This window comes from Pseudomonas sp. HMSC076A11, from assembly GCF_001810205.1.
GTDB classification, from domain to species: Bacteria; Pseudomonadota; Gammaproteobacteria; order Pseudomonadales; family Pseudomonadaceae; genus Pseudomonas; species Pseudomonas aeruginosa.
On the sequence record NZ_KV800309.1, the window covers coordinates 174,771 to 199,403 of the forward strand.

Below are 24,633 nucleotides of genomic sequence, written 5' to 3' on the forward strand. Positions count from 1 at the left end.
CCACCGCCAGCCAGGCGCCGAGGCCGAGCACCAGGGATTGCAGGGCGATGCGCAGGTATTTGCTCAGCGCGTTGATCCGCGCCGCGCGCTCGCTGGCCAGGCTCTGCTGGTCGAGGAACGCCTGGTGCAGCCGTTCCCAGCGCCCGCGCATGCTGCCGAGCATGCCCATCGCCTCGATCACCTCGGCGTTGCGCAGGTTGTTGCTGGCCAGTTGGCCGGACTTGATCGACAACTCGCCGGCCTTGGCCAGCGGCGCACGGGTGGCGCGTTCGTTGAACCAGGCGAGGGCCATCAGGGCCAGCGCGCCGACCAGCGAGAGCAGGCCGAGCCAGGGGTCGAAGAGGAAGATCACCAGCAGGTAGACCGGGAACCAGGGTGCGTCGAAGAAGGCGAACAGCGCCTGGCCGGTGATGAACTGGCGCAGGGTGGTCAGGTCGTGCAGCGCCTGGCTGGCCTCCTGGCCGCCGGCGCGCAGGTTGCGTTCGAAGGCGGCGGCGTAGATCCGCCCGTGCAACTGGCCGTCGAAGCGTTCGCTGACCCGCACCAGGACGAAGCTGCGCAGCGCCTCCAGCGCGCCCATGAAGACGAACACGCCAAGCGCCATCAGGGTCAGCATCAACAGGGTGACTTCGTTGGCCGAGGACAGCACGCGGTCGTACACCTGCAGCATGTACAGCGAGGGCACCAGCATCAGCAGGTTGATCACCCCGGAGAACGCCGCCACGCTGCGCAATGCGCCGCGGCTGGCCGCCAGGGCCTGTTTGATTTCGTTGGTAACGCTGGAACCGAGCCTTGCCATCGAGCGCGCTCACTTCTGCCACGACTGCCGCTGGAATCCCGAATGAGCCCGGATGGCACCTCCCTGTGCCGGGCGTTCCCTCGCCGTCAGGCGGCCAGGGCCTGATGCTCCGGCGCCGGGTCGGCGCCGATCAGCTGGATTGTCGGCGGCGCCGCTTCGCCGCCGTGGCCGAGCAGCGCCGCGAGCACCTTGCCGGCCCCGTCCAGTGCGCTGTGCGCGGTATCCCCGGCGATACCGGCGACGATCGACAGGTCATTGTCGAGGTCATGCACCAGCTCGATCTGGCCCTTCGGCCCGACCCCGGCGACATCGACACCGGCAATCGTTTGCGCATACAGCTTGCTGTCGAAGTGCAGGTCCAGCGTCGGCAGCGAGACACCGATGTCCTTGACCACCGGCACGTAGCCGAGGATGCCGCCGACGATGGGCAGGTCCTTGAGGGTCACCTCGTTCCAGCTCAGCAGCTTGACCTCGTTGTAGCTACCCAGCTCCAGGGTGCCGCCGAGATTGGCCACGCCGAGGTTGTAGCTGGGTCCGGCGATACCGTAGAACTTGGCGCTGAAGCCTTCCTTGTCGACCGAGCCGACCACTCCCAGGCCGCCGAGGTTGAGCGGCGCCAGCACCGGCACCAGCGGCGCGGTGATCGGATTCAGCGCCAGGGCTGCGGTGACCAGCGGAGTCAGCGGCGTCTCGCCGCCGAAGGTCAGGCCTTGCTCGGTGAGGGAGACGTTGATCGGCAGCGGGCCGAGGATGCCGCGGCTATCGGGAATCACGCCCTGGTCGTGATTGCCGCCGAGCAGCGAGCCGATCACATTGACCCCGAGCAGGCCGTCGCTATTGCCGAGGCTTAGCGAGCCACCCTGGTAGGCGGCGTGGTAGAGATCGTTGGCGGCCTTCAGGCTGTCGCTGCCGAATTCCCAGGCATGGCCGACGGTGGCACCGACGCCCTGCCCCAGGTCACCGACCAGCTTCAGGTAATCCTCCGGCTCGACGCGCCCGTGCAACAAGTCGTCGGCGATCGCCAGCGAGTTGCCGGCCAGCCCGCCCAGCGTGCCGACCGCGGAGCCTACGGTGTCGAGGGCGTCGCCGGCGATCTCGCCGAGCGTGCCGGCCACCGCGCCGACCGTACCCTCCAGCGCCTGCTCCACGCTGGCAACGGCGTCATGCACCGATGTAAGCGCTTCGTGCACCTGCTGCTCCACGGCGTCGACGGTGGAGCCCACCAATGTCCTGGCCACGTCCGCCACCGCCGTGACGGCGGTGGCGGCCACCTGCGTCGCACGCTCGTAGACCTGGCCGAACAGGTTCGCGGCTGCATTGAATAATCCCATCTTCTGTTCCTCGATTGAGTTGTCTCGGTTATCGCGTTTCCGGCGCAGGTCGCTGTTTACCGACCGAACCGGTCACGCGGTTAAGCGCAGTCAGTGAGTTCCGCGAGAAAACGGAACGCGGGTACCTGAAAGTTCATCAGGCCTGGCGACAACTTGTTTTTATTGGAAGACAGGAGCCCCCCGAGGGCGAAACCCATTTAATCCCGAGCAGCCCGCAACAGAGCGCTCTCCACCGCTTCGCCTGTTAAGTAGGACTAACATGGGAAAGGCAAATTTGTACCACCACTTAAATCAGTTCAATACTTTGGTTGGGCATACCGACCTGTCAGTTCTGCCAGGTGGATTTCCAAGCCCCTGATTCCTAAACGGATTATTGACGCTTTTAATTAATATCGAATGACGGACGGTCGCCCCGGTACGAACTCTGACGAAAATCAGAAATGAAGAAAGGGTTATATCCTTATGCACCAAAGTGCCGAGCCGCCCTCGCGGCGTGCCCAACTAGCGTGAAACTTCGGCAGCGCCCTCTTCGAAGAAGCGAATGACACTTTTGCGTGGCTCATAAGGAATACTCTTATTACGTGAAGCGCATCACAAAATATTGAATCGAACAGTCCAGGCGGATTGTTTTCTCCTGGTAAACGATGATTAACGGCGCGCTCCAAGGCCGGGTTATTTCCATGAATCGCTTCAGCCAACGCCTTGCCTGCCGATAGCCTCTGCCGTCACCCGTTCCCGCCCTTGCTCCCCGCCTTGCCTGCCCCTATCCTGCGCCCGTCACGGCCAAATCCGTGACCGGGTTTGACAGCCCGAAGAGACGGCGCGATGCGCCGAGCGGTGCATGCGAAAGCAGCGAATGCTTTTGCAGGCATCGGCTCGACCGCAGTTTTCCAACTGCGGGCCTTCATGGCGGATCGCGTGGGGAGACCCTCGTGGTCTGCCGGTTCCGTTTCCCGGTCTGTCAACCCTGCGCGATCCTGCCTCCATCGATTGACAGCGAAGGCGGCAGGTCATGTGACTCTCAGAAACGGAGTACCCAGCATGACGAAGGATGAAAAGGAAAAGACCCACGTCGACGCAATCATCGAACGCTACAAGGACCTGATGGTCGAGATTCCCCCCGCCGACCGGCAACCCGGTCTCTCCCTGCTCTGGCCGGTTCCCGCCCAGCCCGCCATCGACAAGGGCGTCCGCCAGGCCGAGAACTGGCTTGCCGACCAGATCGAAGGCCAGCTCTGGACCGCCTTCGCCTTCGGCCGCGACAGCCTGCCCACACCGATGCAGAAGACCGCCTTCGAAGTGGCCTTCCTGACGCGCCTGCAGCAGCGCCTGGTAGCCGCTCGACGTTCCGGTTGACCCGACCATGGCGAATGACGCCGGTGGCGTCGTTCGCCCCGACGTCAGGTCTCCATCGCGGTCTCGGGCACCGCGTACGAAATCGTCGCCAGGCTCCGCCTCGCGGTAACGGTCGAGCGCCCCCGTGCGCCATCCCGCCCAGCCGGATTGAACGCAAGCGCACCCACCGCCCTCCTATGTTCCATACGACCCACCACCTCAACCGGAACCGAGCAAGACTCCGCAGACATGGCACAGCCTTTCACCATCGAACCGGACCCGAACACCCTCGACCATCCACCGGCCTTCCTGGCCAACGGAGGAGCGGTCGGGAAACTGTTGCTCAGCCTCGACGCGGCCGGTTCGCCCCTCGGCCCGCCGGACGCCTGGTCGGCGAGCCTGAAGACGACGATGGCCACGCTGCTGCCGGCCAAGGCGCAGATCGTGCTGTTCTGGGGCGCGGAATTCGTCGCCCTGTACAACGATGCCTACGCGCCGAGCATCGGCGACAAGCATCCGCGCGCCCTCGGCCGGCCGGCGATAGAGAACTGGCGGGAGCTGTGGGATGACCTCGAACCGCTGCTGCGCGGGGTGTACGAGACCGGTGAAACCTTCGCGGCAAAGGATCGGCCCTTCTACATCGAACGCCATGGACGCGGCGAGACGGTCTATTTCGACGTGTCCTATTCGGCGGTGCGGGAAACCGACGGTTCCGTCGGCGGCGTGCTGTGCATCGTCACCGAGACCACCGAGCGGGTGCGTTTCGAACGCCGCCAGGCGTTCCTCCTAGAACTGGGCCAGACCCTGCCGTCCCTGGCCGATCCCCTGGAAATCGAAGCCACCGCCCTGCGCCGGCTCGGCGAGGAGCTGGGCGCGTCGCGGATATTCTTCGGCGAGGACAACGGCGACGGCATGACCTTCCAGGTTCATCGCGACTATCTCCACGACGGCCGCTCGGCGGTCGGTCGGCATCGCTACCTGGCGTTCGGCGCCACCCTGTCCGGCGAACTGCATGCCGGACGCAGCGTGGCGCGGGAAGACCTCGCCGGGGAGCGCGGCATGAGTCTCGACGAGGCGGCGAGCCGCGCGCGCCTGGGGCTGGGCGCCACGCTGCACGTCCCGGTGCTGCGCCACGGCCGGCTGGAGGCGCTGCTGGCGATCCACTTCGCCCATCCGCAGGCGCTCGGCGAAGATCCGCGCCGCCTGGCGGAGGAAGCCGCCAAGCTGGCCTGGACCTCGCTCACCCATGCCCGCGCGGAGCTGGCGCTGCGCACCAGTTCCGCGCAACTGGCGGCGATGTTCGACCAGGCCAGCGCGGGCATCGCGGTATGCGACCGGAACTGGCGCTTCACCCGGGTCAACGATCGCTACTGCGAGATCGCCGGCCGTTCGCGCGAGACCCTGCTCGGCCTGCGCATGCAGGACATCCTCGACCCCGCCGACTTCGCCCTCCCCGCGGCGCCAGGCGGAGCGACCGGCGCGGCGTTCGAGATGAGCGGCCGCTACGTTCGCCCCGACGGCGATACGGTGTGGGTGCAGAACCAGGTCACGCCGCTGGTGGACGAGCAGCATGCCGCCAGCGGCCTGCTCTGCGTGTGCATGGACATCAGCGCGCGGGTACGCGCCGAGAACGAGCTGCGCGAACTCAACGAAAGCCTGGAAGAACGTGTCGCGACCATGCTCGCCCAGCGCGAAAGCGCCCTGGCGCAGCTTCACGAGGCACGCAAGATGGAGATGGTCAGCCAGTTGACCGGCGGCATCGCCCATGACTTCAACAACCTGCTGACGCCGATCATGGCCTCGCTGGAACTGATCCGCCGGCGGCTCGACGACGCCCGCTCCACCGACCTCATCGACGGCGCGCTACAGTCCGCCGAACGGGCGCGGAACCTCGTCGGTCGCCTGCTCACCTTCGCCCGCCGGCAAACCCTCAAGCCGCAGGCGGTGGCCCTGCGCGAGCTGGTCGAAGGCATGCACGACCTGATCGAGCGCTCGCTCGGCCCGACCATCGAGGTCCGCATCGAGATCCCGGAACGCCTGCCGGCGGTGGTGGTGGATCCGCACCAGTTCGAACTGGCCATCCTCAACCTCGCGGTGAACGCCCGCGACGCCATGGGCGAAGGCGGCCGCCTGGAAATAGGCGCGCGGACCGACCTGGTGATCGACGGCGCGGTGGACGGTCTCGGCGCCGGCCGCTACGTGTGCCTGGAAGTCGCCGACAACGGCGGAGGCATGCCCGCCGAGGTGCTGGCCCGCTGCATGGAGCCGTTCTTTTCCACCAAGGGCGTGGGCAAGGGCACCGGCCTCGGCCTGTCGATGGTCCAGGGCCTGGTCGCCCAGTCCGGCGGCGGCCTGGGCATCCACTCGGAGATCGGCAAGGGGACCCGGGTGAGCATCTGGCTGCCGATCACCGCGGAGCAGACGCAATCCACCGCAGAAAGCTGCCCGGACGCACCGGAGGCGTTGCGGCCGACCCACGTGCTGCTGGTCGACGACGACAGGATGGTGCGCTACACCACCGCGCTGCTGCTCGGCGATCTCGGCTACCAGGTCAGCGAGGCGGCGTCGGCGGAGGAAGCCCTGGGCGAGGTCGAGCGCGGCCTGGCGCCCGACCTGCTGGTCACCGACCATCTCATGGCCGACAAGACCGGCGTGCAGCTTGCCGAGGAACTGCGCCAGCACTTCCCGCAATTGCCGGTGCTGGTCATCACCGGCTACGCCAACCTCAGGCCCGAGCAACTCAACGGCTTCGAGGTGTTGACCAAGCCGTTCCGCCACAACGAACTCGCCGAACGCCTCGCCCGGCTGCTGGAAGCCTCGCCGTGAGGCCCCGGGCCGGCGGAACGCCTCAGCGCACGCGCTCGCGGCTCTTCACCGCCAGGTCCAGGGCTTTCTGCATGTCCAGCCGCGCCGAGCGGCCGACGTCGCGGTGGTCCAGGCGGTAGCCGCGCTCCGAGGGCAGGATCGGTGCGGTGAGGTCCTCGGCATCGGCCGGCTCGAAATCGTAGTCGCCGCCGATGGTCATGGCGCTGCGCCGGAGCAGCATGCGGATCTCCTCGGGTCGCAGCCGCGGGTTGAGGGAAAGCATGGCGGCGACCGTGCCGGCGACCATCGGCGTGGCATAGGAGGTGCCGCAGTGCACCTCGCCCCGCGCGTCCCGCTCCAGGGTCGAGGCATGGGTACAGGCGGCGGCGGTGACATCCACCCGCATGTCGACGTTCGAGGTGCTGCGCTTGACCGCGTAGGCCGGGTCGTCCACCGCCAGGCCTTGGCGCTCGCTGCGCTGGTGGCCGCCCACCACCAGCAACTGCTCGGTAACGAAGGAGGACGGCAGGCGGTATTCGTCGGTACCGGAGTAGGACGAGCCGTTGCCGGCGGAGTTGACCACCAGCACGTCCGGATGCTCTTTGCGCAGCCAGAGGAAGAACTCCTCGAGCAACTCCTCGTAGCCGCTCATGGCAATCCCCGAGCGCACCAGCGAATCCACCTCGTCGCCATCGACGTCGCGAGCGCCGACGCGGTGGATGCCCCAGCTCCAGTTGAGCACCCGCACGCCATCCTCCACCAGGTTCACCGAGGCGGCGACGTTGGCCGTGATGCCAGCATCCGAATTGCGCTCGACGATCACTTCGAAACCCTGGCTGGCGCGGTCCAACCCACGCAGGAAACCACTGTTGCCGCCCTGGTCCCAGCGCGCGGCGAGGATGCCGGCGACCGCCGAACCGTGGTTGTCGGGACGTTCGGCATCGCGCGCGTAGAGGCAGGTACGCGGTGCGGGCGCCTTGCAGGGGCCGAGGTAGTCGGCGAAGTCGGGAGCGTCGAAGTCGACGTCGCGCTCGATCACCCCGATGCGCACCGGGCGGGTCTCCAGCGGCGCCTGGCGGGCGCGGACCCGACGCTGGTAATAGTTCACCGCGTCCATGAAACGATTGGCCGCCCACTCGTCGGAGTCGCTGTCCGGCTTGTCCACGGGCCGGCGCGCCGCCTCGGTTTCCTCGCCCTTCTCCGGCGCGGACTCCTCCACCACCACGGCGTCCACGCTGGTCTCGCTGCCGATGCGGAGGACCAGCGCGTCGCGCTGGACGAGGTCGCGCGCCGGCAGGCGCAACTGGTAGAGGTTCAACGGCGGGATCGCGCCGACCACCCGCGCGCCATATTTATCGGCCAGGCGTTCGGCCTCCCGGCGACCGTCGTGGTTCTCCTCGATCAACAGGCTGACCAGGTCGACGTAGGTGGTCAGGCCATCCATGTTCTTCGCCACCTCGTCGGGACCGGCGGCGAGCACATGACTGCCGTTCAGGGTCAGCCATACCGGATTGCTGCTGCGCCCGCCCTGCTCCAGCCAAAGCGGACCGCTGGCGTGGCCACGGCGGTCCAGGCGGAGCCGCAGGCCGTCGCCCTCGCGCCGCAGGGCGGTGGCCGGCAGTTCGCGGCCGTCCAGCAACAGGCGCGGCAGGCCGGCGCCCAGGCCGCGCACGCGCAGGCACCACTCCTGCCGCTCGCTGGCCAGGAGATCGCCGCAGCGCTCCAGGCGCTCCAGGCGCAGGGGTGTTTCGGCGGCGACCAAAGGACTGCCCAGGGACGCGAAAAGGATGGCGAAAACGGCACGGCGCAGCGGCATGGACTCGGCTTCCATAACGGGGACCTGTTGTTCCGACCACCTGGCGAAACGCTTCGTTCAGGTTGAAGGCGGGCCCCCGGCCACGCCAAGGCGCAGGCTAGCCCACCAGTTGTTCCAGCGCCTGCGCCTCGTCGAAGGCGGGGTGAACCGCTGCTCCCGGCAGATCCACCGCATCTCCCTGCTGGCCATCCCGGCCGGGCTGCTGGCCCAGGGCTGCGGCCCGTACCTGATGCGGCAACGCTGAAAAATCCGCCGACTGTCCATTTCGCGACGATGACTGGCGCTTTTGCCGGCGCAGGCCGCCTGCGCCTGCCTTACCGTTCCCCGCTCTTTCAGACACGGGAGCAGGGCAATGCCGCTTGCCAGTCATCTGCGTTGCGTGGCGCTGGCGCTGGGGATCTCCACCGCGCTGGGCTGCGCGAACCGCAACCAACCCGCGCCACGCGCGGAAAGCCTCGACCCTGGCCTGTCGAGGGTGGCGGGAACCCGCGGCGACGCGCTGCCCGCCCAGTGGTGGACGCTCTACCAGGACCCTGGGCTGAACCACCTGGTGGCCGCCGCGCTGCGCCACAACCGCGACCTGGCCGCAGCCGATGCCCATGCCCGCGCGCTCCTCGGCCATCTGCGCGGCGCACAGGGCGAACGCTGGCCACGGACCGAGGTCGGCTATGGCTACCAGTATGGGCGCGACGGCGACGACCAGACCCTCGCCGAAGCCACCGACGAGGACCTGCACAGCCAGTGGAAACACACCGCCCGCCTCGACCTGTCCTACCAGTTGGACCTGTGGGGCGAAGTCCGCGCCCGCATCGCCGCGGCGAAGGCGGATGCCGAAGCGGCGCAAGCGGCGCGCGACCTGCTCAGGGTCAGCGTGGCCAGCCAGACCACCCTCGCCTACGTCCGCGCCTGCGCCCTGGCGCGACGGGCAGAGGTACAACGCCGATCGGTCGGCCTGCTCGACGCGAGCCTGGCGCTGAGCGAACGCCAGCTCGCCGCCGGCCTTTCCAGCGAGCTGCAGCGACGCCGGCTGCTGGCCTTGCGCGAGCGGACCCGCGCCGCGCTGCCGATGCTCGAGGCGCGGCGGCGCGCGGCACTCTACGAACTGGCGCTGCTCAGCGGGCGCTCGCCGCGCCAGTTGGACGCTCCTGCCGCGACCTGCGCCGGCATACCGCAACTGCGCCGTGCCCTGCCCACCGGCGACGGCTGGAGCCTGCTGGCGCGCCGCCCGGACGTCCGCGCGGCCGAGCGCCGGCTCGCCGCCGCCGACGCCCGGCGCGCGCTGGCCGAAGCCGAGCTGTACCCGCGCATCAGCTTCGCCGTCGGCGCCGAGACCTCCGCAGTGACCCTCGCCGGCCTCGGCGGCAGCGGCGCGCTGGCCTACGCGGCCGGCCCGCTGCTGAGCTGGCGCTTCCCCAACCGGGAAAGCGCGCGAGGCCGCCTGGACAGCGCAGCGGCAGAGCGCGACGCCGCCCTGGCGCGCTTCGACGGAGCGGTGCTCGGCGCCCTGCGCGAGGTCGAGCGTGCCCTGGCGCTGTATGCCGGCGAGCGCCAGCGGCGTGCCGACCTCCAGCGTGCCCTCGACGAGCAGCGCCACGCCTACCGGTTGGCGCGCAGCAACTATCGCGCCGGCGCCCTCGATGCCCTCGAGCTGCTCGACAGCCAACGCAGCCTGGTCGCCGACCGGGCGCGCCTGGTCGACGCCGAGATGCGCGTCGCCGAGCGCCAGGTCGAACTGTTCCGGGCTCTCGGCGGCGGCTGGCAAGCCGCTCCCAGCCCCTCCCATCAGGAAAACGGACAATGAACCAGGCAATCAGGGAACCCATCGAACACACCACTGGCGAAACCATGCCAGCAGCCACGCGCCGGCGCCGAACCTGGCTGCTGGGCGGCCTCGCCGGCGCCATCGCGCTCGCCGCCCTGCTGGCCTGGTGGTGGAGCAGCGGACGCTTCCTGGAGGGCACCGACGATGCCTATGTACGCGCCGACTGGGTGGCGGTCAGCGCGCAGGTCTCCGGCTACGTCGCCGAGGTGCTGGTGGCCGACGACGCCGACGTCCAGGCCGGCGACCTGCTGCTGCGCCTGGACCCGCGCGACTTCCGCCAGCGCCTGCGCGCCGCCGAGGCCCGCGAAGCGGCGGCGCAGGCGGCGCTGGAAGCCCAGCGCGCGAAGCTGGAGACCCTCGATCGGCAACTGCTGGAGCAGGCGCAGACGATCAGCCGCGCCCGCGCCGATGGCGAAGCGGCGCGAGCCGAATGGCGCCGCGCCGAGACCGACTGGCGACGCTACCGGCAATTGGCCGACGAGCATGCCACCAGTCGCCAGCGCCTGGAGAACGCCGACGCGGCGCACCAGCGAGCGCGGGCGGCGGCGCGGCGGGCAAGCGCCGAGGAAGGCCGCCAGCGCGCCGCCAGGGACGTACTGAAGAGCCGGCGACGCGAGGCGGAGGCGGCGCTCGCCCAGCGCCAGGCGGAGCTGCAGGAAGCCGCGGCAGCGCGCGAACTGGCGCGCCACGCCCTGGACGATACCGAAATCCGCGCCCCATTCGCCGGCCGCGTCGGCCAGCGCAAGGTGCGCCTGCGCCAGTACGTCACGCCGGGGCTGCCGCTGCTGGCGGTGGTGCCGCTGGAGCAGGCCTACGTGGTGGCCAACTACAAGGAGACCCAGCTCGAACGCATCCGCCCCGGGCAACCGGTAGAGCTGGAGGTGGACACGTTCGGCCGCCGCTGGCGCGGCCGCGTCGACAGCGTGGCGCCGGCCTCCGGCGCGGTATTCGCGCTGCTGCCGCCGGACAACGCCACCGGCAACTTCACCAAGATCGTCCAGCGCTTCCCGGTGCGTATCCGCCTGGACGCCGACGCCGCCGAGCGGGGCCGGCTGCTTCCGGGGATGTCGGTGATCGCCACCGTGGACACTCGCGAACCGGACGGAGCCTCCGCCGATGAGCGCTGACGACAAGGTATCGCTGCGTGCCTGGGTCGCCGTCACCGGCGGCCTGTTCGGCTGCTTCATGGCCGGCATGAACGTGCACGTCACCAGCGCGGCGCTGCCGGAGATAGAAGGCGCGCTGGGAGCCACCTTCGAGGAGGGCTCGTGGATCTCCACCGCCTATCTGGTCGCGGAAATCAGCATGATCCCGCTTACCGCCTGGCTGGTGGAAGTGTTCTCCTTGCGCCGGGTGATGCTCCTCGGCTCGCTGGGGTTCCTGCTCAGTTCGCTGAGCTGCGCGCTGGCGCCGAACCTGTCGACGCTGATCCTGATCCGGGTGATCCAGGGGGCTTCGGGGGCGGTGCTGATCCCGCTGTCGATGCAACTGATCCTCACCGAGCTGCCGTCCAGCCGGGTACCCCTCGGCATGGCGCTGTTCAGCCTTTCCAACAGTGTGGCCCAGGCCGCCGGCCCGTCGATCGGCGGCTGGCTGGCGGATGCCTATTCCTGGCGCTGGATCTTTCTCCTGCAACTGATGCCGGGGATCGCCATGCTGGCCGCGGTGGCCTGGTCGATCCGCCCCCGCGACGGCGACCGCGAACGCCTGCGCCAGGCCGACTGGCTCGGCATCGGCGCGATGGTCGCCGGCCTCGGCGCGCTGCAGATCGTGCTGGAGGAAGGTGGCCGCCGCGACTGGTTCGAGTCCGGCTTCATCCGCACCTTCGCCGTCCTCGCCGTGCTCGCCCTGCTGCTCTTCGTACAGCGCCAACTGTGGGGCGCGCGGCCGTTCATCAACCTGCGCCTGCTGGGCAGCTACAACTTCGGCGTGTCCAGCCTGGCGATGGCGGTGTTCGGCGCGGCGACCTTCGGCCTGGTGTTTCTGGTGCCCAACTACCTGTCCCAGTTGCAGGGTTTCAACGCCCGGCAGATCGGCGACAGCCTGATCCTCTACGGCCTCGTGCAACTGCTCCTGGCGCCGCTGCTGCCGCGCCTGATGCGCTGGCTGAACCCCAAGCTGCTGGTGGCCGGCGGCTTCGCGATCATGGCCCTGGGCTGCTGGATGGGCGCGCACCTGAACGCCGACGCGGGACGCAACGTGATCATCCCCTCCATCGTCGTGCGCGGCATCGGCCAGCCGCTGATCATGGTCGCGCTCTCGGTACTGGCGGTGAAGGGCCTGGACAAGGCCCAGGCCGGCTCGGCCTCGGCGCTGATCTCGATGCTGCGCAACCTCGGCGGCGCGATCGGCACCGCGCTGCTGACGCAACTGGTCTCGCTGCGCGAGCGCTTCCACTCCGAGCGGATCGGCGAGACCCTGACGATCTTCGACGGCGCCCTGCAGCAGCGCCTGGGCGGTGGCCAGGTGCGGATACAACTGCCGGAGCAGCAGCAGGCGCTGGCCCTGCTCGACCACGGGGTGCGCCAGCAGGCCTACCTGATGGCCTACTCCGACGCCTTCTACCTTTCCTGCGTGGCGCTCCTGGCCTGCGCCCTGGCCTCGCTGATGCTGCGCCAGAAGGACTGAACTCAGTCGCCCTCGGCCACTCCGTAGGCGGCGCCGCGGCCGAAATAGAGGCTCGGCGAAACGCCCAGGGTCCGGCGAAACATGGCGCTGAAGGCGCTCTGGCTGTCGTAGCCGAGGTCCAGTGCGACCTCGAGGATCGAGTGCCCTGCCGCCAGCGCATCGAGGCTGGCGAGCAGGCGCATGCGCCGCAGCCACTGGGCGAAGCTGAGACCGGTTTCGCGCTGGAAGGCGCGGGTCAGGGTCCGCGGGCTGACGCCCAGGCGACGCGCGGCATCGCCCAGGCTCCAGTCGGCGGCCGGCTCGGCGCGCAGGCTGCGGCACAGCGCCGCCAGTCGCGGATCGACCGGCTGTGGCACGTGCAGGGCGAGGATCGGCAGCACCCGCAGTTCATCGAGGATCAGCTCCATCACCCGCTCGTCGCGGCCACCCGGCGGGTAGTCCGGGGCGATCCGCATCGCCGCGACGATCAATTGCCGCAGCAACGGCGGCACGTCCACCACCCGGCAGTCCCGCGGTAGGTCGTGGCGCGCCTGCGGGGCGATGAACAAGGTGCGCATGCGCACCTGGCCGGCGAAACGCAGGGCATGCTCGATACCGGCCGGCAACCAGACACCGCGTCCCGGCGGCACCACCCAGGTGCCCTCGGCAGTGCCGACCGTGACCACCCCGCTGAGCGCATGGATCAATTGCGCGCGCGAATGCAGGTGCAGCTCGACGCGCTCGCCGTGGAGATAATCCTGGGCATAGGCGAAGACCGGACGGGTGGAAGGCAGGTCGATCAGCATCGGGCGGGCCTTGGCGGGCAGTGGGGGCGCTGTCTTTTTACCAGCCGCGCCATGCTAACGACCAGTCCCGGCGAAGCACGCCGGCGCTCGCCGCGACGCGGCGAGCGCGCTACCCTGGCCGCCCCGGCGTGGCGCGACTACCTGGCGTATCCGCCGCGCCATCCCTCCCCAAGTACAGGAGCGAAACCAGCATGGCCTCTTACGCGGAACTGTTCGATATCGGAGAAGACTTCGCCGCCTTCGTCGGCCATGGCCTGGCCACGGAACAGGGCGCGGTCGCGCGGTTCCGGCAGAAGCTGGAAAGCAACGGGCTGCCGAGCGCGCTGACGGAACGCCTGCAAAGCATCGAACGGCGCTATCGCCTGCTGGTCGCCGGGGAAATGTGGTGCCCGGACTGCCAGATCAACCTGGCCGCGCTGGACTTCGCGCAGCGCCTGCAACCGAACATCGAGCTGGCGATCATTTCCAAGGGCCGCGCCGAGGACGACCTGCGCCAGCGCCTGGCGCTGGAGCGAATCCCGATTCCGCTGGTACTGGTGCTGGACGAGGAGTTCAACCTGCTCGGACGCTTCGTCGAACGGCCGCAGGCGGTGCTCGACGGCGGTCCGCAGGCGCTTGCGGCGTACAAGGCGGGCGACTACCTGGAGCACGCCATCGGCGACGTCCTGGCGATCATCGAAGGCGCGGCGCGCTGAGACAGCGCCTTCGCCCGCTTCTCAGTGCCGCGAACAGCCCGCGCCAAGGCCTCGGTACTGCAAGCGATGTAGGCGTCCGGCGCTGTCGCGGTAGAGCATCACCAGCGGCACCACGCCACAGTTGGCCGGCACCGGCGTGACGGAAAGCACCCGCTCGATGTCCAGCGGCATGCCGTAGTCGTAGCGCTCGATCGGCGGCAACTCTTTCCCGTCGTCGTCCGCCGCCTGGACCTGGGACCAGCAGGACAGCAGCAAGGCCAGCAAGAACGAGGTTTTCATGAGGTCTTTTCTCCATGCTGCGCCCCGTCGGACGAGACGCTTTGCGAATAGGCCCGGAGCAACCAGGCGAGGTCGGTGAGGATCGCGGCCAGGCGCCACTCGCCGGCGGCCGCCAGGCGGGCGCCGGCACGGCGTGCGTGCCGCGCGGCGAGCGGCGGATCGCGATGGCGGACGGCGATGGCTCGCAGTGCGCGCTCGATCCACCGCGCCTCCGCGGCGGCCGGGTCGAGCCCGGCCAGGGCGCGCCACAGGCGCCGCGACTCGCGGCCGAGTTGCAGGGATACGAAGCCCAGGCGCAGGGCCAGCGCGCTGCGCGGATGTTCCATGCCATGCAGCGCGCCCAACTGGGCGATGCGATGCTGCTGGCGGGCCTGCCAGGCATGCGCGTCGAAACCGGCGCGACGACGCAGCAAGGCGAGGGTCTCGCGGCGCAGATGGTCGAGCAGCGACGCCGAATGCCGTTCCAGGTCCTTCGGCAGCAGGCGGTAGACCAGCAGGCTGATGCAGAGCGCCAGCACCCAGGCGCAGGACTGGTTGGCGAAGTCGCCGAAATCGAAGCGGGCGAGATTGCCGGTGGCGACCAGGGTGTTGAAGGCGATCAGGTAGGCGATTCCCTGCAACGCCCGCCTGGGCACTGTGGTGGCCTGGATACCGAACGACCAGAAGAAGGCGAGGCACAGCAGCAGCAATGGAAAACCGTTGATCAGCGGTAGCAGAAGGAATTTGCAGAGCAATGCGGCAGGTATCGCGTAGAGCGTGCCGCGAATGAAATTGCGCGTGCCCTCGGCGGGAAAGGGCGAGGCTGCCAGCAGCGTGCAGTAGGGGCCGAGCACCGCCAGCAGGGTCGGCCCCTGGTCCCACCCGCTGAGGAACCACAGGGCGCCGCCGACCAGCATCGCCAGCCAGGCTCGCGCGCCGTTGCGCAAGGCCTCGCGGTAATGTCGATGGAAGGCCGCTGGGCGGACGTCGGCGCGGGCCCGGCCGTCGAGCCGGGCGAACCCCCGCAGGGCGGCCTGCAGGTCATCCAGTTGCTCGTCGAGACGCTCCATGAACAGCCCTTCGCGACAGGCATCCGCTTGGTCTGTCGGAAGTCCGCGCCGAATCGCCGCCAGGCGACCGCGCAAGCTCGCGAGCCGTCGCGCGGCGCCGGCGAAGTCGAGCTCGCCGCGCTCCAGTTGGCCGCCCAGCAGGCACAGGTCGTCGGCCATCGGCAGCGCCAGTCCACGCTCCGCCAAGCGCCGGGCCCAATGCGTCTCGCCGGCGAAGCGGAACTCCATCAGCGTGGAAAACAGCGCCGCCAGGCCACCGCGGATCGCCGGGAGCGCAGCGCTCAGCGCCCGCGACTCGGCTCGACCGACACCCAGCAGGTCGTCTACCGCGTAGACCTCGCCGGCCAGCGTCCGGCGACGGCGCTCCAGTTCCCCGTCAGCCGCACCGGCATGCCGCGCAGCGACCAGCGCCAGCGTCGCCGCGCAGAGCGAGACGAGACGCTGGCGCACCCGCCCGGACACGGTCCTGCGGCTGAAGAGCACGGTCACCAGGCTCAGGCAGCAGACCCCGACGATTACCGCCGAGGCGCGGGTGACGATGTGCTCGAAGGCCGCCTCGGGCTCGACCATGGCCGATCCCAGCGCCAGGCACACGGTGTAGCCGGCGACCACCGCGGCGGTGGCGTAGAAGTGCCGGACCAGGCTCATGACGCCGACGCAGAGACCCAGCCAGAAACCCAGGGCGACGACGAACAGCAGCATCTTCTGGGCGAACAGCGCGGTCAGGACGAAGGCAGCGAGCGTGCCGACCAGGGTACCCACGGCGCGCCACCAGCCCTTGCCGACCACCGCTCCCTGCACCGGATTGATCAGCAACAGCACAGTGGACGCCGCGGAAAACGGCGAATCCAGTTGCAGGTAGAGCCCCAGGCCGAGCGCCAGAGCGGCAGCGCCGATGCTGCGCAGCACGTAGTCCAGGCTGTCGGTCCGCCAGGGCAACGGCAACGCCGCGTACCAATCGCGCCCGCCGGACGCCGACGCCGCCATCAAAGGTACTCCTGCAACCAGCGGGTCAGCCGCCAGTGCCGCGCGGTCCCCGCCTGCAGCACCTCGACACTGCCGGTCATGCCAGCGGCAAGCACCACGCCCGCCGGTACCCGGTCGAGTTCGATGCGCACCGGCACGCGCTGCGCCAGGCGTATCCAGCTGAAGTTCGGGCTGACCTGCGGCAGGCCGCTGTCGGCACGGCTTTCGTTGAGGTCGGCGACACCGCGACCGATGCTCGCGACATGGCCGTCGAGCAGCGGATCGAACCCCATCAGCTTGATCGTCGCCGGCGCGCCGACCTGTACATTGCGCAGCTTGGTTTCCTCGAAATAGCCGGTGACCCAGAAGCTTCGCCGATCGACGATGAAGATGTTGGTCCGGCCCGCCGCCGCGTAATCGCCGGGCTGCACGCGCAACTGCGTCACATAGCCGTCCACCGGCGAGCGCAACTCGCTGCGCCGCAGGTCCAGCCGCGCCTGGTCGAGCGCCGCCCCGGCGGCCTCGGCGCGGGCGCGGGCGATACGCAGGGCGCGACCGGCGTTGGCGACCTCCTCGCGCGAAACCGCGCCGGCCAACTGCATGCGTCGGCGCCATTGCTCGTCACGTTGGCGCAGGGTTTCCCGCGCCTGCTCCAGCTCCGCCTCGCGCTGGCGCACGGCCAGGCGATAGCTGCGCGGATCGATGCGGTACAGCGGATCGCCGCGGGCCACCCGCTGGTTATCTGCGACGAACACCGCCTCGACGCTGCCGGAGACTTCCGGCGCGATGCGGATCACCTGCGCGCTGACCCGCCCGTCGCGGGTCCAGGGCGCCAGCACGTAGGCTTGCCACAACTGCAACGCCAGGCACAGGGCGAGCAGGCCGCAGGCGAAGGTCGCAGCCACCTTGGAAAGACGAACGATGGACATGGGGACCTCGGCTCAGAACTTCAGCACCAGCACGGACAGCACGATGAACGACAGGAAGAAACGCAGCAGGCCGGGATGCCAGGCGCATTCCAGCCAGCGCCAGGCGAGGCGCTCCAGCAGCAGGTAGAGCGGCATCGCCAGGCACAGGTAGAGGAACAATGGCGGCACGTAGAGGCCGGAAACGGAGACTTCGCTCAGCATGCAGGGCACCAGGGTATCGAGGGCGCGGAGCGGTCGGCCGCTCCTGTCGGGTTGACGAGCACAGGCTACGGGTCGTGGCGATTTGCAAATATCGACTACTCAGCCAGAAAATAATCGAATTCGGACAACCAAAGGACCTGCCGTGAGCCGTGAACCGCAGACCTACCTCGCCCAACGCTTCGATCCCGACGCGCTCGGCCAGCCGGCCCTGGCCCTGCAGCTGGAGGCCCGGCACAACGACACCGAAGTGCCGGTGCACCGGCATCGCAAGGGCCAGCTGGTGGTGGCCTGCCGCGGCGGCATCACCTGCACGGTGCCCGATGGCCTGTGGATGGTGCCGGCCGGGTTCGGTGTGTGGATTCCCGGCGGCATCGCCCATAGCAACCGGGTCACCGCCAACGGCAAGGTCTGCTTCCTCTTCGTCGAGCCGGGGGCGGCACGCCTGCCGAGCGACTGCTGCACCCTGGCCCTGTCGCCGCTGGTCCTCGAACTGATCCTGCACCTGAGCGCGCAACCGCAGGACTATCCGCACGACGGCCCGCTCGCACGTCTCGCCGGGGTGCTGCTGGAACTCCTGGAACAGGCGCCGACCGAACAGCTCTACCTGCCGCTGCCGGACAACCGCGGCCTGCGCCGCATCGCCGACGAACTGACCCGCGCCCCCGGCGACCGCGCCAGCATGGCCGAATGGGCCAGGCGAGTGGCGATGAGCGAGCGGTCCCTGGCGCGGATGGTGCGCCGGGAGACCGGCATGACCTTCGGCCAGTGGCGCCAGCAATTGCAGATCATCATCGCCCTGCAGCAACTGTCCGCCGGCGTTTCGGTGCAACGCACCGCCGAGATCCTCGGCTACGAGTCGGTCAGCTCGTTCATCGGCATGTTCCGCAAGGCGCTCGGCAGCCCCCCGGCCCGCTACGTGCGCGACAGCATGCGGCGGCCAGCCGACTGAACGGAGGTCGACGGAAAGGTCTTGCAGTTCGTCAGCTGTTCTCCCCCGAGGCTGGCACTCGAAGACACTTCTGGGAATAATGCCGCCCTTTTTTCTCCAGGAGGATCAGATGGTTACGCACTTCTTGAGCGAATCCGGCCAGGCAGCCTGCGGGCGCGGCGACAGCAACGTGAACGGCTCGAGCGACGTCGGCCAGGTCAGTTGCAAGACCTGCCGGCGCACCAACGCCTTCGCCCAGGCCCAGGAAAACGCCGCTCCGGCCAGTGCCCCTGTCACCCCCACCGCCGCTGCGCCAGTGATCGACAAGGCCGCGCCGCGGCCGAAAGCCGAGGCCAGGCTCGCCGCCGCGCAGCGCCAGGACCGCGATGCCGCCCGCAAGGCCTGGCAGGCGCGTCTCAACGAATTGTCCGGGAAGAACCGCATGCCGCGCTCGCGGCGCCGCGCGCAAGCCTATCTCTGAGCGGTAGCGGTACTTCGCGGCGGATGTCCGCACGCGGTCATATCCGTCCTGCCCAGCACGACCGCGCGTCCCCTCATCAGGCCAGGCCCTGCGCCTCCACCAGGGCCAGGCCGTCGAGGGCGCCGGCGAGCATGTCCGGCAGATGGCGCGGCTCGTCGGCCAGCTCGGCCAGCTCCGACAACCGATGCGCCGCCGTCAGCAAGGCGATCCGCCGACGCTCCAGGCGCCGACCGCTGAAGCGCTCGTAGGCGGCGACGATGCGCTCGGTGAGGTCGGCATCGATGAACGCGGAATAGATGAATTCCTGGTGCAGCGGACCGATGCCCGCGTCGGCGAAGTCGTACACACCGTTCAGCCGCCCGGCCTCGCTATCGAATGCCATGTTCCAGCCATGGCCGTCGAAGAAGCCGAAGATCGAACCCAGCGGATCGGCAGGCAGCTTGGCATATTCCCGCACCAAGCGTTCCGCGCGTTCGCGCCAGGCCGCAGGCAGCAGCGGCAAGGCGCGCCTGCGCATCGCCGCGGGCGACTCCCAGGGACGCACCGGCAAGGCTCCAACCGCCCGCATGCGCGCCGGTGGCAGTCGATGCAGCTCGGCGTAGAAGCGCCCCAACGCATCGCCGACCGCCTGCCGTGCGGGTTCGTCCAGGCGCCGGTAGTCCTCGCCCAGGAGGTAACCGCCAGGCAGTTTCTCGTGGCGGGAAAACAGCGGCGGTCCCGCAAACACCTGCGGCGCCGGCACCGGCAGGCTCACCGCCGGACGCACCAGGCGTAGCACGGCGGCCTCGCGCAGCAGCGCCGCCTCGGCCTCCGCGCCGCGCGGAAACTTGAACACCCAGCGCCCTCCGACCTCCACCGCCGTGGAATGCCAGCCCGAGGCCAGGATGGCGAAAGTGGCGTCCGCCAGCTCCGGACAGGCCGCCACTATCGCCCGGCGATATTCCTCCAGGGCACGCGGTTCCTTCACCGACGACTCCGCGCGACCATCGCCACGATCGCCTCGTACAGTTCCCGCCGCGCCTCTTCCGGGGCGATCTCTTCGGTGGCGGCCGCGTGCGACAGCGCTTCGGCGGCGCCGATCATTGCGCGCAGAGCGGCGACGGTCAGCCGTCCGCCGCCGGCGAAGGGCTCCAGCACGGCGCGGCACTTGTCCATGAAGAGAACCTCGTAGTCGCGCTTGATCCGCTCCAGCTCCGGCGAGCTGGCGAGGGCCGCGACCACCCCGGGAATCTCCCGGCCTTGTTGCATCACGCAGTCGACATAGGCGCGGGCGATGACGTCGGCGCGCCCCTCCAGGGTCGCCTCGCTCGCTTCCAGGGCAGCCTCCATCAGCGCCGTCTGGCGCAGGTCGTAATCCTGGTAGAGCGCCGCCAGCAGGCCGGCGCGGGTGCCGAAGTGGTCATAGACCACCGGCTTGGTCACCCCGGCCTGCTCGGCCAGGCGTCCGAGGGTCAGCGCCTCGGTACCTTCTTCGCGGACCAGCCGCCAGGCCACCTCGAGCAACTGGCGCTGGCGCTCGTCGCGGGACAGGCGGCGGCGTGGCGACGGGTCGTCTGGGGAGTGCGTTGACATAGATAACCTACTAAAAGTAACTTACTAAAGGTAACCTACGGAAAGTAGGTTTTACCCAGACTATCGACTTGCCCCCCTTCCCGCAATTCCCGGAGGAATTCGCCCATGCATGCCCTGATCGTGGTCGCCCATCACCATCCTCGCTCTCTCACACATGCCCTCGCCGCGCGCATCGCCGAAGGCGTGGTCCGCGCCGGTCATTCCGCGGAAACCGCCGACCTGGCGGCGGAAGGCTTCGAGCCGCGCTTCGGCCTGGCCGACCACGCCGTGCATCGCGGCCAGGCGTCGCCTCCCGCCGACGTCCTCGCCGAGCAGGCGCGCATCGATCGCGCCGATACCCTGGTGCTGGTCTACCCGATCTACTGGTGGTCGATGCCGGCCCTACTCAAGGGCTGGATCGATCGCGTGTTCTCCAATGGCTGGGCCTTCGACTACAGCATCGGCGGCGACCTGCGGAAAAAGCTGCAGCGCCTGCGCGTGGTGCTGGTCGGTGTCGGCGGCGCCGATGCCGGCACCTTCGAGCGGCACGGCTACGCCGGGGCGATGCGCACCCAGATCGACCATGGCATCTTCGATTACTGCGGCGCACGGGTGGTCCGTTCCGAACTGTTGCTGGAGTCGGAGAGCGCCGATCCGATCCGGCATCTGGACCAGGCCCTGCACATCGGCAGCCAGCTCTTCGCCGCACGCGGCGCGCAGGGGGCCGCCCAGGCGCAGCCGCTGGAGGCCTGACCCCAGGTCATTCGGCCAGGTGCATGGCGAAACCGGCCCGCTGCGGGGCAAGTTCGTCGCGCAGGGTCAGCGCCGGGATCAGGTAGTCGCCGCCGTTCTGCCGGCGGAACGGGATCGGCGCAGCGCGCTGCAGGTCATCGAGGCGCCGGCCCAACTGCTCGCTCAGCGCGGCGAAACGCTCCGCGTCGATCCGGCCGCTGCGATAGACGACGAACGGCGGCAATACCTCGAAGCCGGGGTAATGCAGGATGCCGTGGTGGATGGGGAACAGCAGGTCGTCCATCGGTCCGTTGATACCGCGCGCGGCGTAGTGCGACTCCCAGCCGCCGGCGGTGACTACCAGCATCGCCCGCTTGCCCTGCATCCGGCCCTCGCCGTAGCGGTCGCCCCAGTGGCTGTCGGAATGTTCGCCGACCCCGTAGGCGAAGCCGCAGGCATAGACGCGATCGATCCAACCCTTGAGGATCGCCGGCATGCTGAACCACCAGAGCGGGAATTGCAGGATCAGCGTATCGGCCCAGCGCAGCTTGTCCTGCTCACCGGCGATGTCGACGCTCTGCCAACCGTTCTCGAAGGCGCGCAGGGAAGTTGCGGAAGGATCGAAGCGTTCGCTGGCCTCGCGCTCGAGGCTGTCGCCGGCATCGAGCACGGCCTTCCAGCCCATCGCGTAGAGGTCCGAAACCTGCACCGCATGGCCGGCCGCCTCGAGGCGGGCGACCGCGAAGTCCTTGAGCGCACCGTTGAGGGAGCGCGGCTCGGGATGGGCATAGACGATGAGTACGTTCATGGCGGGTCTCCGGCAAAAGGTGGGCGCAGGATCGGCCATCGCCGGATATAGTTGAAATGAATATCCGAAATTCCAGGTATATGGATGATTAATCTCCGGCGACTGGACCTGAACCTGCTGGTGACCCTCGACGTGCTGCTCACCGAACACAATGTGACGCGCGCGGCGGAACGCCTGAATTTTTCCCAACCCTCGGTGAGCGTGCACCTGGCCAAGCTGCGGGCGATCTTCGACGATCCCTTGCTGCTTCCCGGCCCGCGCGGGATGCGCCCGACGGCGCGGGCGGAGGAGCTGCGCGAGCCGTTACGCCTGGCCCTGGAAGCCCTGGAGCAGGCGGTGGCGCCGGCCGCGCCGTTCGATCCGACGCAGTCACGGCATACCTGGCGCGTCGCCGCCACCGACTACGCCGAGTCGGCGATCCTCCTGCCGATCCTCGCCAGTCTTCGCCGCCAGGCGCCGGGCAGCCGCCTGGCGGTGCTGGAGCTGGCGCCGACGCGAATCGTCAGGCAGGCGGAACGCGGCGAGATCGACCTGGCCTTCCACACCCTCGAAGAAGCGCCGCCGGGACTGCGCTGTCGCCGGCTGTTCAGCGAGCGCTATGTGCTGGCCGGGCGCGCCGGGCATCCGGGGCTGCGTCGGCGACCGACGCTGAAGCAGTTCTGCCGCCTCGAGCAGGCGATCGTCTCGCCCGACGGCGGCGGCTTCCTAGGTCCCACCGACCAGGCGCTCGCCGAACTCGGCGCGGAACGCCGGGTGGCGTTGTCGGTGCCGCACTTCCTGTTCCTCCGCGCGGTGCTGGAAAGCACCGACCTGGTGGCGCTGCTGCCGTCGCGACTGGTACGCGAGCGCGACAGGTTGCGGGTGGTCGAGGTGCCCCTGGAGGTGCCCGGCTACGACCTGGCCATGCTCTGGCACGAGCGCTCGCACCGCGATCCGGCCCATCGCTGGCTGCGCGAACTCATCGCCGCCTCGGTGTAACGCGGCGATACGCTTCGGTCGTCGCCGCGGTTTGACGCACCGTCGCGCTTTGCCCAAGCTAGCGGGCTTCGATCCACCACCAGGAAGTCCTTGGCGTGAAGTTTCCGTTCCATCCCTGGCGCCGCCTGCTGCTCTGCGCGCTCCCTTTCGCCGCCCTGCTGACGGCATGCGACGACGGCAAGAAAGAGCCCCCGCCCAAACCCGCCGAAGTCACCACCTACAACAGCGTGCCCTGGGACGCCCTGCCGGCCACCAGCGACGCCGACCTGCTCGCCGGCTTCAATGCCTGGCGCTCGGCCTGCGCGCGGCTGTCCAAGGACCCGGTATGGGGCGAGCCCTGTGCGAGCGCCACGACGGTCGCCGCCGATCCGACGGCGGTGCGCGCGTTCCTCCAGGAGCGGATGCAGGTCTATAGCCTGCGTTCCTCCAGCAACGGCGACCAGGGCCTGATCACCGGCTACTACGAACCGGTCTACCACGGCAGCCTGAGCCAGGGCGAAAAAACCCCGGTGCCGGTCTACGGCGTACCGGACGACCTGGTGGTGGTCGCGCTGGAAAGCGTCTACCCGGAACTCAAGGGCAAGCGCCTGCGCGGACGCCTGGAAGGCCGGGTGCTGAAACCCTACGACGACGCCGCGACGATCCGCGACAACGGCTCCAGCGCGCCGGTGCTCGCCTGGCTGGGCGACCCGATGGACCTGCAGTTCCTGCAGATCCAGGGTTCCGGGCGCATCCAGCTGGAAGACGGCCGGCAACTGCGGATCGGCTACGGCGACCAGAATGGCCACCCGTACAAGCCGGTCGGCCGCTGGCTGGTCGAGCAGGGCCTGGTGCCGAAGGAAGAGATCAGCATGAAGCGCATCCGCGACTGGGCCGAGGCCAATCCGCAGCGGGTCTCCGAACTGCTGGCGAGCAATCCCAGCTTCGTGTTCTTCAGCCTGCGCCCGGACAGCGACGAAGGTCCGCGCGGCTCGCTGAACGTACCGCTGACCGACGGCTACAGCGTGGCCATCGACCGCAAGGTGATTCCGCTGGGCAGCCTGATGTGGCTGTCCACCACCCGCCCTGACGACGGCAGCGCGGTGGTCCGTCCGGTGGCGGCCCAGGATACCGGCGGGGCCATCGTCGGCGAGGTCCGCGCCGATCTGTTCTGGGGCACCGGCGACGCCGCCGGCGAACTCGCCGGACACATGAAGCAGCCGGGCCGGCTCTGGCTGCTATGGCCCAAGGGTGCGCCGCTGCCCGCCTCCTGAAAACCTCCGGCCGGTGCCGACGCACCCGGCCGGGACGGCTGGCCAACGCAACGCCAGCGAGCGCCCGACACCGCCGACCAGCATCGACGGCGCCGGGCGCGCTTGCGGCAGCAACCATTCAAACGATGAATGACGCCGCAGAATCTTCTGTGATGATCGCCGCGCCAGCCGGACCTCCGCGCCTCGCCGCAGCGGCCAGGCCCCCCGACACCACTTGTCCGTGCTACCCCCGGCAGGCGTAGCCGCGGCCGCCTGCCTCGGCAAAAAGCCATCAGCCGGCGCGCTTCGACGCCCCTCATGGCGCCCTTTCGCCAACTACCAATTCTCATAGTTGTGAGGGGAAATTTGTATCTTATTTTAAATACCCACGAAACATATAAAAACACACACAGCGAAACACTTCGGAAACCCAACGCAAGGTGGAAGTGCAATGCGTGACCGTGAATCCATTCTCATCGCTTT

General features: G+C 69.0%; 22 protein-coding genes and 1 pseudogene. 12 read left to right on the forward strand and 11 right to left on the reverse strand.

Annotation, left to right across the window (positions count from 1 at the left end):
- Positions 1-799 (reverse strand): annotated as a pseudogene (aprD, locus tag HMPREF2716_RS15855) (alkaline protease secretion ATP-binding protein AprD); the annotation flags it as partial.
- A gap of 86 nt (positions 800-885) precedes the next feature.
- Positions 886-2,130 (reverse strand): type I secretion system-dependent protein AprX, encoded by a 1,245-nt coding sequence (aprX, locus tag HMPREF2716_RS15860; protein ID WP_003122213.1) that lies wholly within the window; start codon positions 2,128-2,130, stop codon positions 886-888.
- A 1,041-nt stretch (positions 2,131-3,171) separates the two neighbouring features.
- On the opposite strand from aprX, the gene HMPREF2716_RS15865 reads away from it, so the two are divergent.
- Both HMPREF2716_RS15865 and HMPREF2716_RS15870 read left to right on the forward strand, forming a co-directional pair.
- Positions 3,172-3,486: a LasR-specific antiactivator QslA gene (locus tag HMPREF2716_RS15865; RefSeq protein WP_003086723.1), complete on the forward strand. Its 315-nt coding sequence runs from the start codon at positions 3,172-3,174 to the stop codon at positions 3,484-3,486.
- Between the two features lie 228 nt (positions 3,487-3,714).
- Positions 3,715-6,291 carry a PAS domain-containing protein gene (locus HMPREF2716_RS15870; protein ID WP_070621955.1) on the forward strand — a complete coding sequence of 859 codons (2,577 nt, stop codon included), beginning with the start codon at positions 3,715-3,717 and terminating at the stop codon, positions 6,289-6,291.
- A gap of 22 nt (positions 6,292-6,313) precedes the next feature.
- Here HMPREF2716_RS15870 and HMPREF2716_RS15875 read toward each other — a convergent pair whose 3' ends face one another.
- The gene (locus HMPREF2716_RS15875) at positions 6,314-8,086 is read right to left on the reverse strand and encodes a S8/S53 family peptidase (protein ID WP_033998033.1); all 1,773 of its coding nucleotides are present in this window, start codon (positions 8,084-8,086) and stop codon (positions 6,314-6,316) included.
- Positions 8,087-8,195: 109 nt separating this feature from the next.
- On the opposite strand from HMPREF2716_RS15875, the gene HMPREF2716_RS29855 reads away from it, so the two are divergent.
- The 4 genes from HMPREF2716_RS29855 to HMPREF2716_RS15890 all read left to right on the forward strand — a co-directional run bounded on the left by HMPREF2716_RS29855 (position 8,196) and on the right by HMPREF2716_RS15890 (position 12,536).
- Positions 8,196-8,330 carry a hypothetical protein gene (locus HMPREF2716_RS29855; RefSeq protein ID WP_003106937.1) on the forward strand — a complete coding sequence of 45 codons (135 nt, stop codon included), beginning with the start codon at positions 8,196-8,198 and terminating at the stop codon, positions 8,328-8,330.
- 108 nt (positions 8,331-8,438) lie between these two features.
- On the forward strand, positions 8,439-9,887 hold the full coding sequence (locus HMPREF2716_RS15880; protein WP_012614365.1) for an efflux transporter outer membrane subunit: 1,449 nt from the start codon (positions 8,439-8,441) through the stop codon (positions 9,885-9,887).
- The gene (locus HMPREF2716_RS15885) at positions 9,884-11,035 is read left to right on the forward strand and encodes an HlyD family secretion protein (protein ID WP_003145368.1); all 1,152 of its coding nucleotides are present in this window, start codon (positions 9,884-9,886) and stop codon (positions 11,033-11,035) included. The genes HMPREF2716_RS15880 and HMPREF2716_RS15885 overlap by 4 nt, the downstream gene beginning before the upstream one ends.
- Positions 11,025-12,536 carry an MDR family MFS transporter gene (locus HMPREF2716_RS15890; RefSeq protein ID WP_070621956.1) on the forward strand — a complete coding sequence of 504 codons (1,512 nt, stop codon included), beginning with the start codon at positions 11,025-11,027 and terminating at the stop codon, positions 12,534-12,536. The genes HMPREF2716_RS15885 and HMPREF2716_RS15890 overlap by 11 nt, the downstream gene beginning before the upstream one ends.
- Positions 12,537-12,538: 2 nt before the next feature.
- On the opposite strand, the gene HMPREF2716_RS15895 is transcribed toward HMPREF2716_RS15890, so the two are convergent.
- On the reverse strand, positions 12,539-13,321 hold the full coding sequence (locus tag HMPREF2716_RS15895; RefSeq protein ID WP_031800474.1) for an AraC family transcriptional regulator: 783 nt from the start codon (positions 13,319-13,321) through the stop codon (positions 12,539-12,541).
- A gap of 191 nt (positions 13,322-13,512) precedes the next feature.
- Here HMPREF2716_RS15895 and HMPREF2716_RS15900 point away from each other — a divergent pair, with 191 nt between their 5' ends.
- A complete protein-coding gene (locus HMPREF2716_RS15900) occupies positions 13,513-14,016 on the forward strand; it encodes a thioredoxin family protein (RefSeq protein WP_058013158.1) in 504 nt (167 codons plus the stop codon).
- Between the two features lie 21 nt (positions 14,017-14,037).
- Here HMPREF2716_RS15900 and HMPREF2716_RS15905 read toward each other — a convergent pair whose 3' ends face one another.
- The 4 genes from HMPREF2716_RS15905 to HMPREF2716_RS15920 are packed head-to-tail and all read right to left on the reverse strand — an operon-like array spanning position 14,038 to position 17,449.
- Positions 14,038-14,295: a DUF2790 domain-containing protein gene (locus HMPREF2716_RS15905; protein ID WP_031799869.1), complete on the reverse strand. Its 258-nt coding sequence runs from the start codon at positions 14,293-14,295 to the stop codon at positions 14,038-14,040.
- Positions 14,292-16,331, reverse strand: coding sequence for an FUSC family protein (locus HMPREF2716_RS15910; RefSeq protein ID WP_012614368.1), 2,040 nt, complete (start codon positions 16,329-16,331; stop codon positions 14,292-14,294). Before HMPREF2716_RS15910 ends, HMPREF2716_RS15905 begins: the two co-directional genes overlap by 4 nt.
- Positions 16,331-17,239, reverse strand: coding sequence for an efflux RND transporter periplasmic adaptor subunit (locus HMPREF2716_RS15915; RefSeq protein ID WP_003112442.1), 909 nt, complete (start codon positions 17,237-17,239; stop codon positions 16,331-16,333). The genes HMPREF2716_RS15910 and HMPREF2716_RS15915 overlap by 1 nt, the downstream gene beginning before the upstream one ends.
- A 12-nt stretch (positions 17,240-17,251) precedes the next feature.
- Positions 17,252-17,449 carry a DUF1656 domain-containing protein gene (locus tag HMPREF2716_RS15920; protein ID WP_003082517.1) on the reverse strand — a complete coding sequence of 66 codons (198 nt, stop codon included), beginning with the start codon at positions 17,447-17,449 and terminating at the stop codon, positions 17,252-17,254.
- A 133-nt stretch (positions 17,450-17,582) separates the two neighbouring features.
- On the opposite strand from HMPREF2716_RS15920, the gene HMPREF2716_RS15925 reads away from it, so the two are divergent.
- Both HMPREF2716_RS15925 and HMPREF2716_RS15930 read left to right on the forward strand, forming a co-directional pair.
- Positions 17,583-18,389 carry an AraC family transcriptional regulator gene (locus HMPREF2716_RS15925; RefSeq protein WP_003082516.1) on the forward strand — a complete coding sequence of 269 codons (807 nt, stop codon included), beginning with the start codon at positions 17,583-17,585 and terminating at the stop codon, positions 18,387-18,389.
- 109 nt (positions 18,390-18,498) lie between these two features.
- Positions 18,499-18,849, forward strand: coding sequence for a hypothetical protein (locus HMPREF2716_RS15930; protein WP_003082515.1), 351 nt, complete (start codon positions 18,499-18,501; stop codon positions 18,847-18,849).
- Between the two features lie 76 nt (positions 18,850-18,925).
- Here the strand turns inward: HMPREF2716_RS15930 and HMPREF2716_RS15935 are convergent, their stop codons facing one another.
- Together HMPREF2716_RS15935 and HMPREF2716_RS15940 are read right to left on the reverse strand one after the other, a co-directional pair.
- Positions 18,926-19,774 (reverse strand): aminoglycoside phosphotransferase family protein, encoded by an 849-nt coding sequence (locus HMPREF2716_RS15935; protein WP_073647858.1) that lies wholly within the window; start codon positions 19,772-19,774, stop codon positions 18,926-18,928.
- A 38-nt stretch (positions 19,775-19,812) separates the two neighbouring features.
- The gene (locus tag HMPREF2716_RS15940) at positions 19,813-20,421 is read right to left on the reverse strand and encodes a TetR/AcrR family transcriptional regulator (RefSeq protein ID WP_003123120.1); all 609 of its coding nucleotides are present in this window, start codon (positions 20,419-20,421) and stop codon (positions 19,813-19,815) included.
- Positions 20,422-20,526: 105 nt separating this feature from the next.
- Here HMPREF2716_RS15940 and HMPREF2716_RS15945 point away from each other — a divergent pair, with 105 nt between their 5' ends.
- A complete protein-coding gene (locus HMPREF2716_RS15945; protein ID WP_003082512.1) occupies positions 20,527-21,153 on the forward strand; it encodes an NAD(P)H-dependent oxidoreductase in 627 nt (208 codons plus the stop codon).
- 7 nt (positions 21,154-21,160) lie between these two features.
- Here HMPREF2716_RS15945 and HMPREF2716_RS15950 read toward each other — a convergent pair whose 3' ends face one another.
- Complete coding sequence (locus HMPREF2716_RS15950; protein ID WP_003112444.1) at positions 21,161-21,940, reverse strand: NAD(P)H-dependent oxidoreductase; 780 nt, start codon at positions 21,938-21,940, stop codon at positions 21,161-21,163.
- An 84-nt stretch (positions 21,941-22,024) separates the two neighbouring features.
- Here HMPREF2716_RS15950 and HMPREF2716_RS15955 point away from each other — a divergent pair, with 84 nt between their 5' ends.
- Both HMPREF2716_RS15955 and HMPREF2716_RS15960 read left to right on the forward strand, forming a co-directional pair.
- The gene (locus tag HMPREF2716_RS15955) at positions 22,025-22,918 is read left to right on the forward strand and encodes a LysR family transcriptional regulator (protein ID WP_023518498.1); all 894 of its coding nucleotides are present in this window, start codon (positions 22,025-22,027) and stop codon (positions 22,916-22,918) included.
- 95 nt (positions 22,919-23,013) lie between these two features.
- The gene (locus tag HMPREF2716_RS15960; protein ID WP_016561665.1) at positions 23,014-24,171 is read left to right on the forward strand and encodes a murein transglycosylase A; all 1,158 of its coding nucleotides are present in this window, start codon (positions 23,014-23,016) and stop codon (positions 24,169-24,171) included.
- Positions 24,172-24,633: the final 462 nt, after the last annotated feature.

Bases quoted from the DNA above. Each gene is read 5' to 3' on its own strand.
- HMPREF2716_RS15910 (WP_012614368.1), bottom strand. From the start codon at position 16,331: ATGGCGGCGTCGGCGTCCGGCGGGCGCGATTGGTACGCGGCGTTGCCG.
- HMPREF2716_RS15915 (WP_003112442.1), bottom strand. From the start codon at position 17,239: ATGTCCATCGTTCGTCTTTCCAAGGTGGCTGCGACCTTCGCCTGCGGC.
- HMPREF2716_RS15905 (WP_031799869.1), bottom strand. From the start codon at position 14,295: ATGAAAACCTCGTTCTTGCTGGCCTTGCTGCTGTCCTGCTGGTCCCAG.
- HMPREF2716_RS15930 (WP_003082515.1), top strand. From the start codon at position 18,499: ATGGTTACGCACTTCTTGAGCGAATCCGGCCAGGCAGCCTGCGGGCGC.
- HMPREF2716_RS15945 (WP_003082512.1), top strand. From the start codon at position 20,527: ATGCATGCCCTGATCGTGGTCGCCCATCACCATCCTCGCTCTCTCACA.
- HMPREF2716_RS15875 (WP_033998033.1), bottom strand. From the start codon at position 8,086: ATGCCGCTGCGCCGTGCCGTTTTCGCCATCCTTTTCGCGTCCCTGGGC.
- HMPREF2716_RS15940 (WP_003123120.1), bottom strand. From the start codon at position 20,421: ATGTCAACGCACTCCCCAGACGACCCGTCGCCACGCCGCCGCCTGTCC.
- HMPREF2716_RS15890 (WP_070621956.1), top strand. From the start codon at position 11,025: ATGAGCGCTGACGACAAGGTATCGCTGCGTGCCTGGGTCGCCGTCACC.
- HMPREF2716_RS15900 (WP_058013158.1), top strand. From the start codon at position 13,513: ATGGCCTCTTACGCGGAACTGTTCGATATCGGAGAAGACTTCGCCGCC.
- aprX (WP_003122213.1), bottom strand. From the start codon at position 2,130: ATGGGATTATTCAATGCAGCCGCGAACCTGTTCGGCCAGGTCTACGAG.
- HMPREF2716_RS15865 (WP_003086723.1), top strand. From the start codon at position 3,172: ATGACGAAGGATGAAAAGGAAAAGACCCACGTCGACGCAATCATCGAA.
- HMPREF2716_RS15885 (WP_003145368.1), top strand. From the start codon at position 9,884: ATGAACCAGGCAATCAGGGAACCCATCGAACACACCACTGGCGAAACC.
- HMPREF2716_RS15880 (WP_012614365.1), top strand. From the start codon at position 8,439: ATGCCGCTTGCCAGTCATCTGCGTTGCGTGGCGCTGGCGCTGGGGATC.
- HMPREF2716_RS15895 (WP_031800474.1), bottom strand. From the start codon at position 13,321: ATGCTGATCGACCTGCCTTCCACCCGTCCGGTCTTCGCCTATGCCCAG.
- HMPREF2716_RS15950 (WP_003112444.1), bottom strand. From the start codon at position 21,940: ATGAACGTACTCATCGTCTATGCCCATCCCGAGCCGCGCTCCCTCAAC.
- HMPREF2716_RS15955 (WP_023518498.1), top strand. From the start codon at position 22,025: ATGATTAATCTCCGGCGACTGGACCTGAACCTGCTGGTGACCCTCGAC.
- HMPREF2716_RS15870 (WP_070621955.1), top strand. From the start codon at position 3,715: ATGGCACAGCCTTTCACCATCGAACCGGACCCGAACACCCTCGACCAT.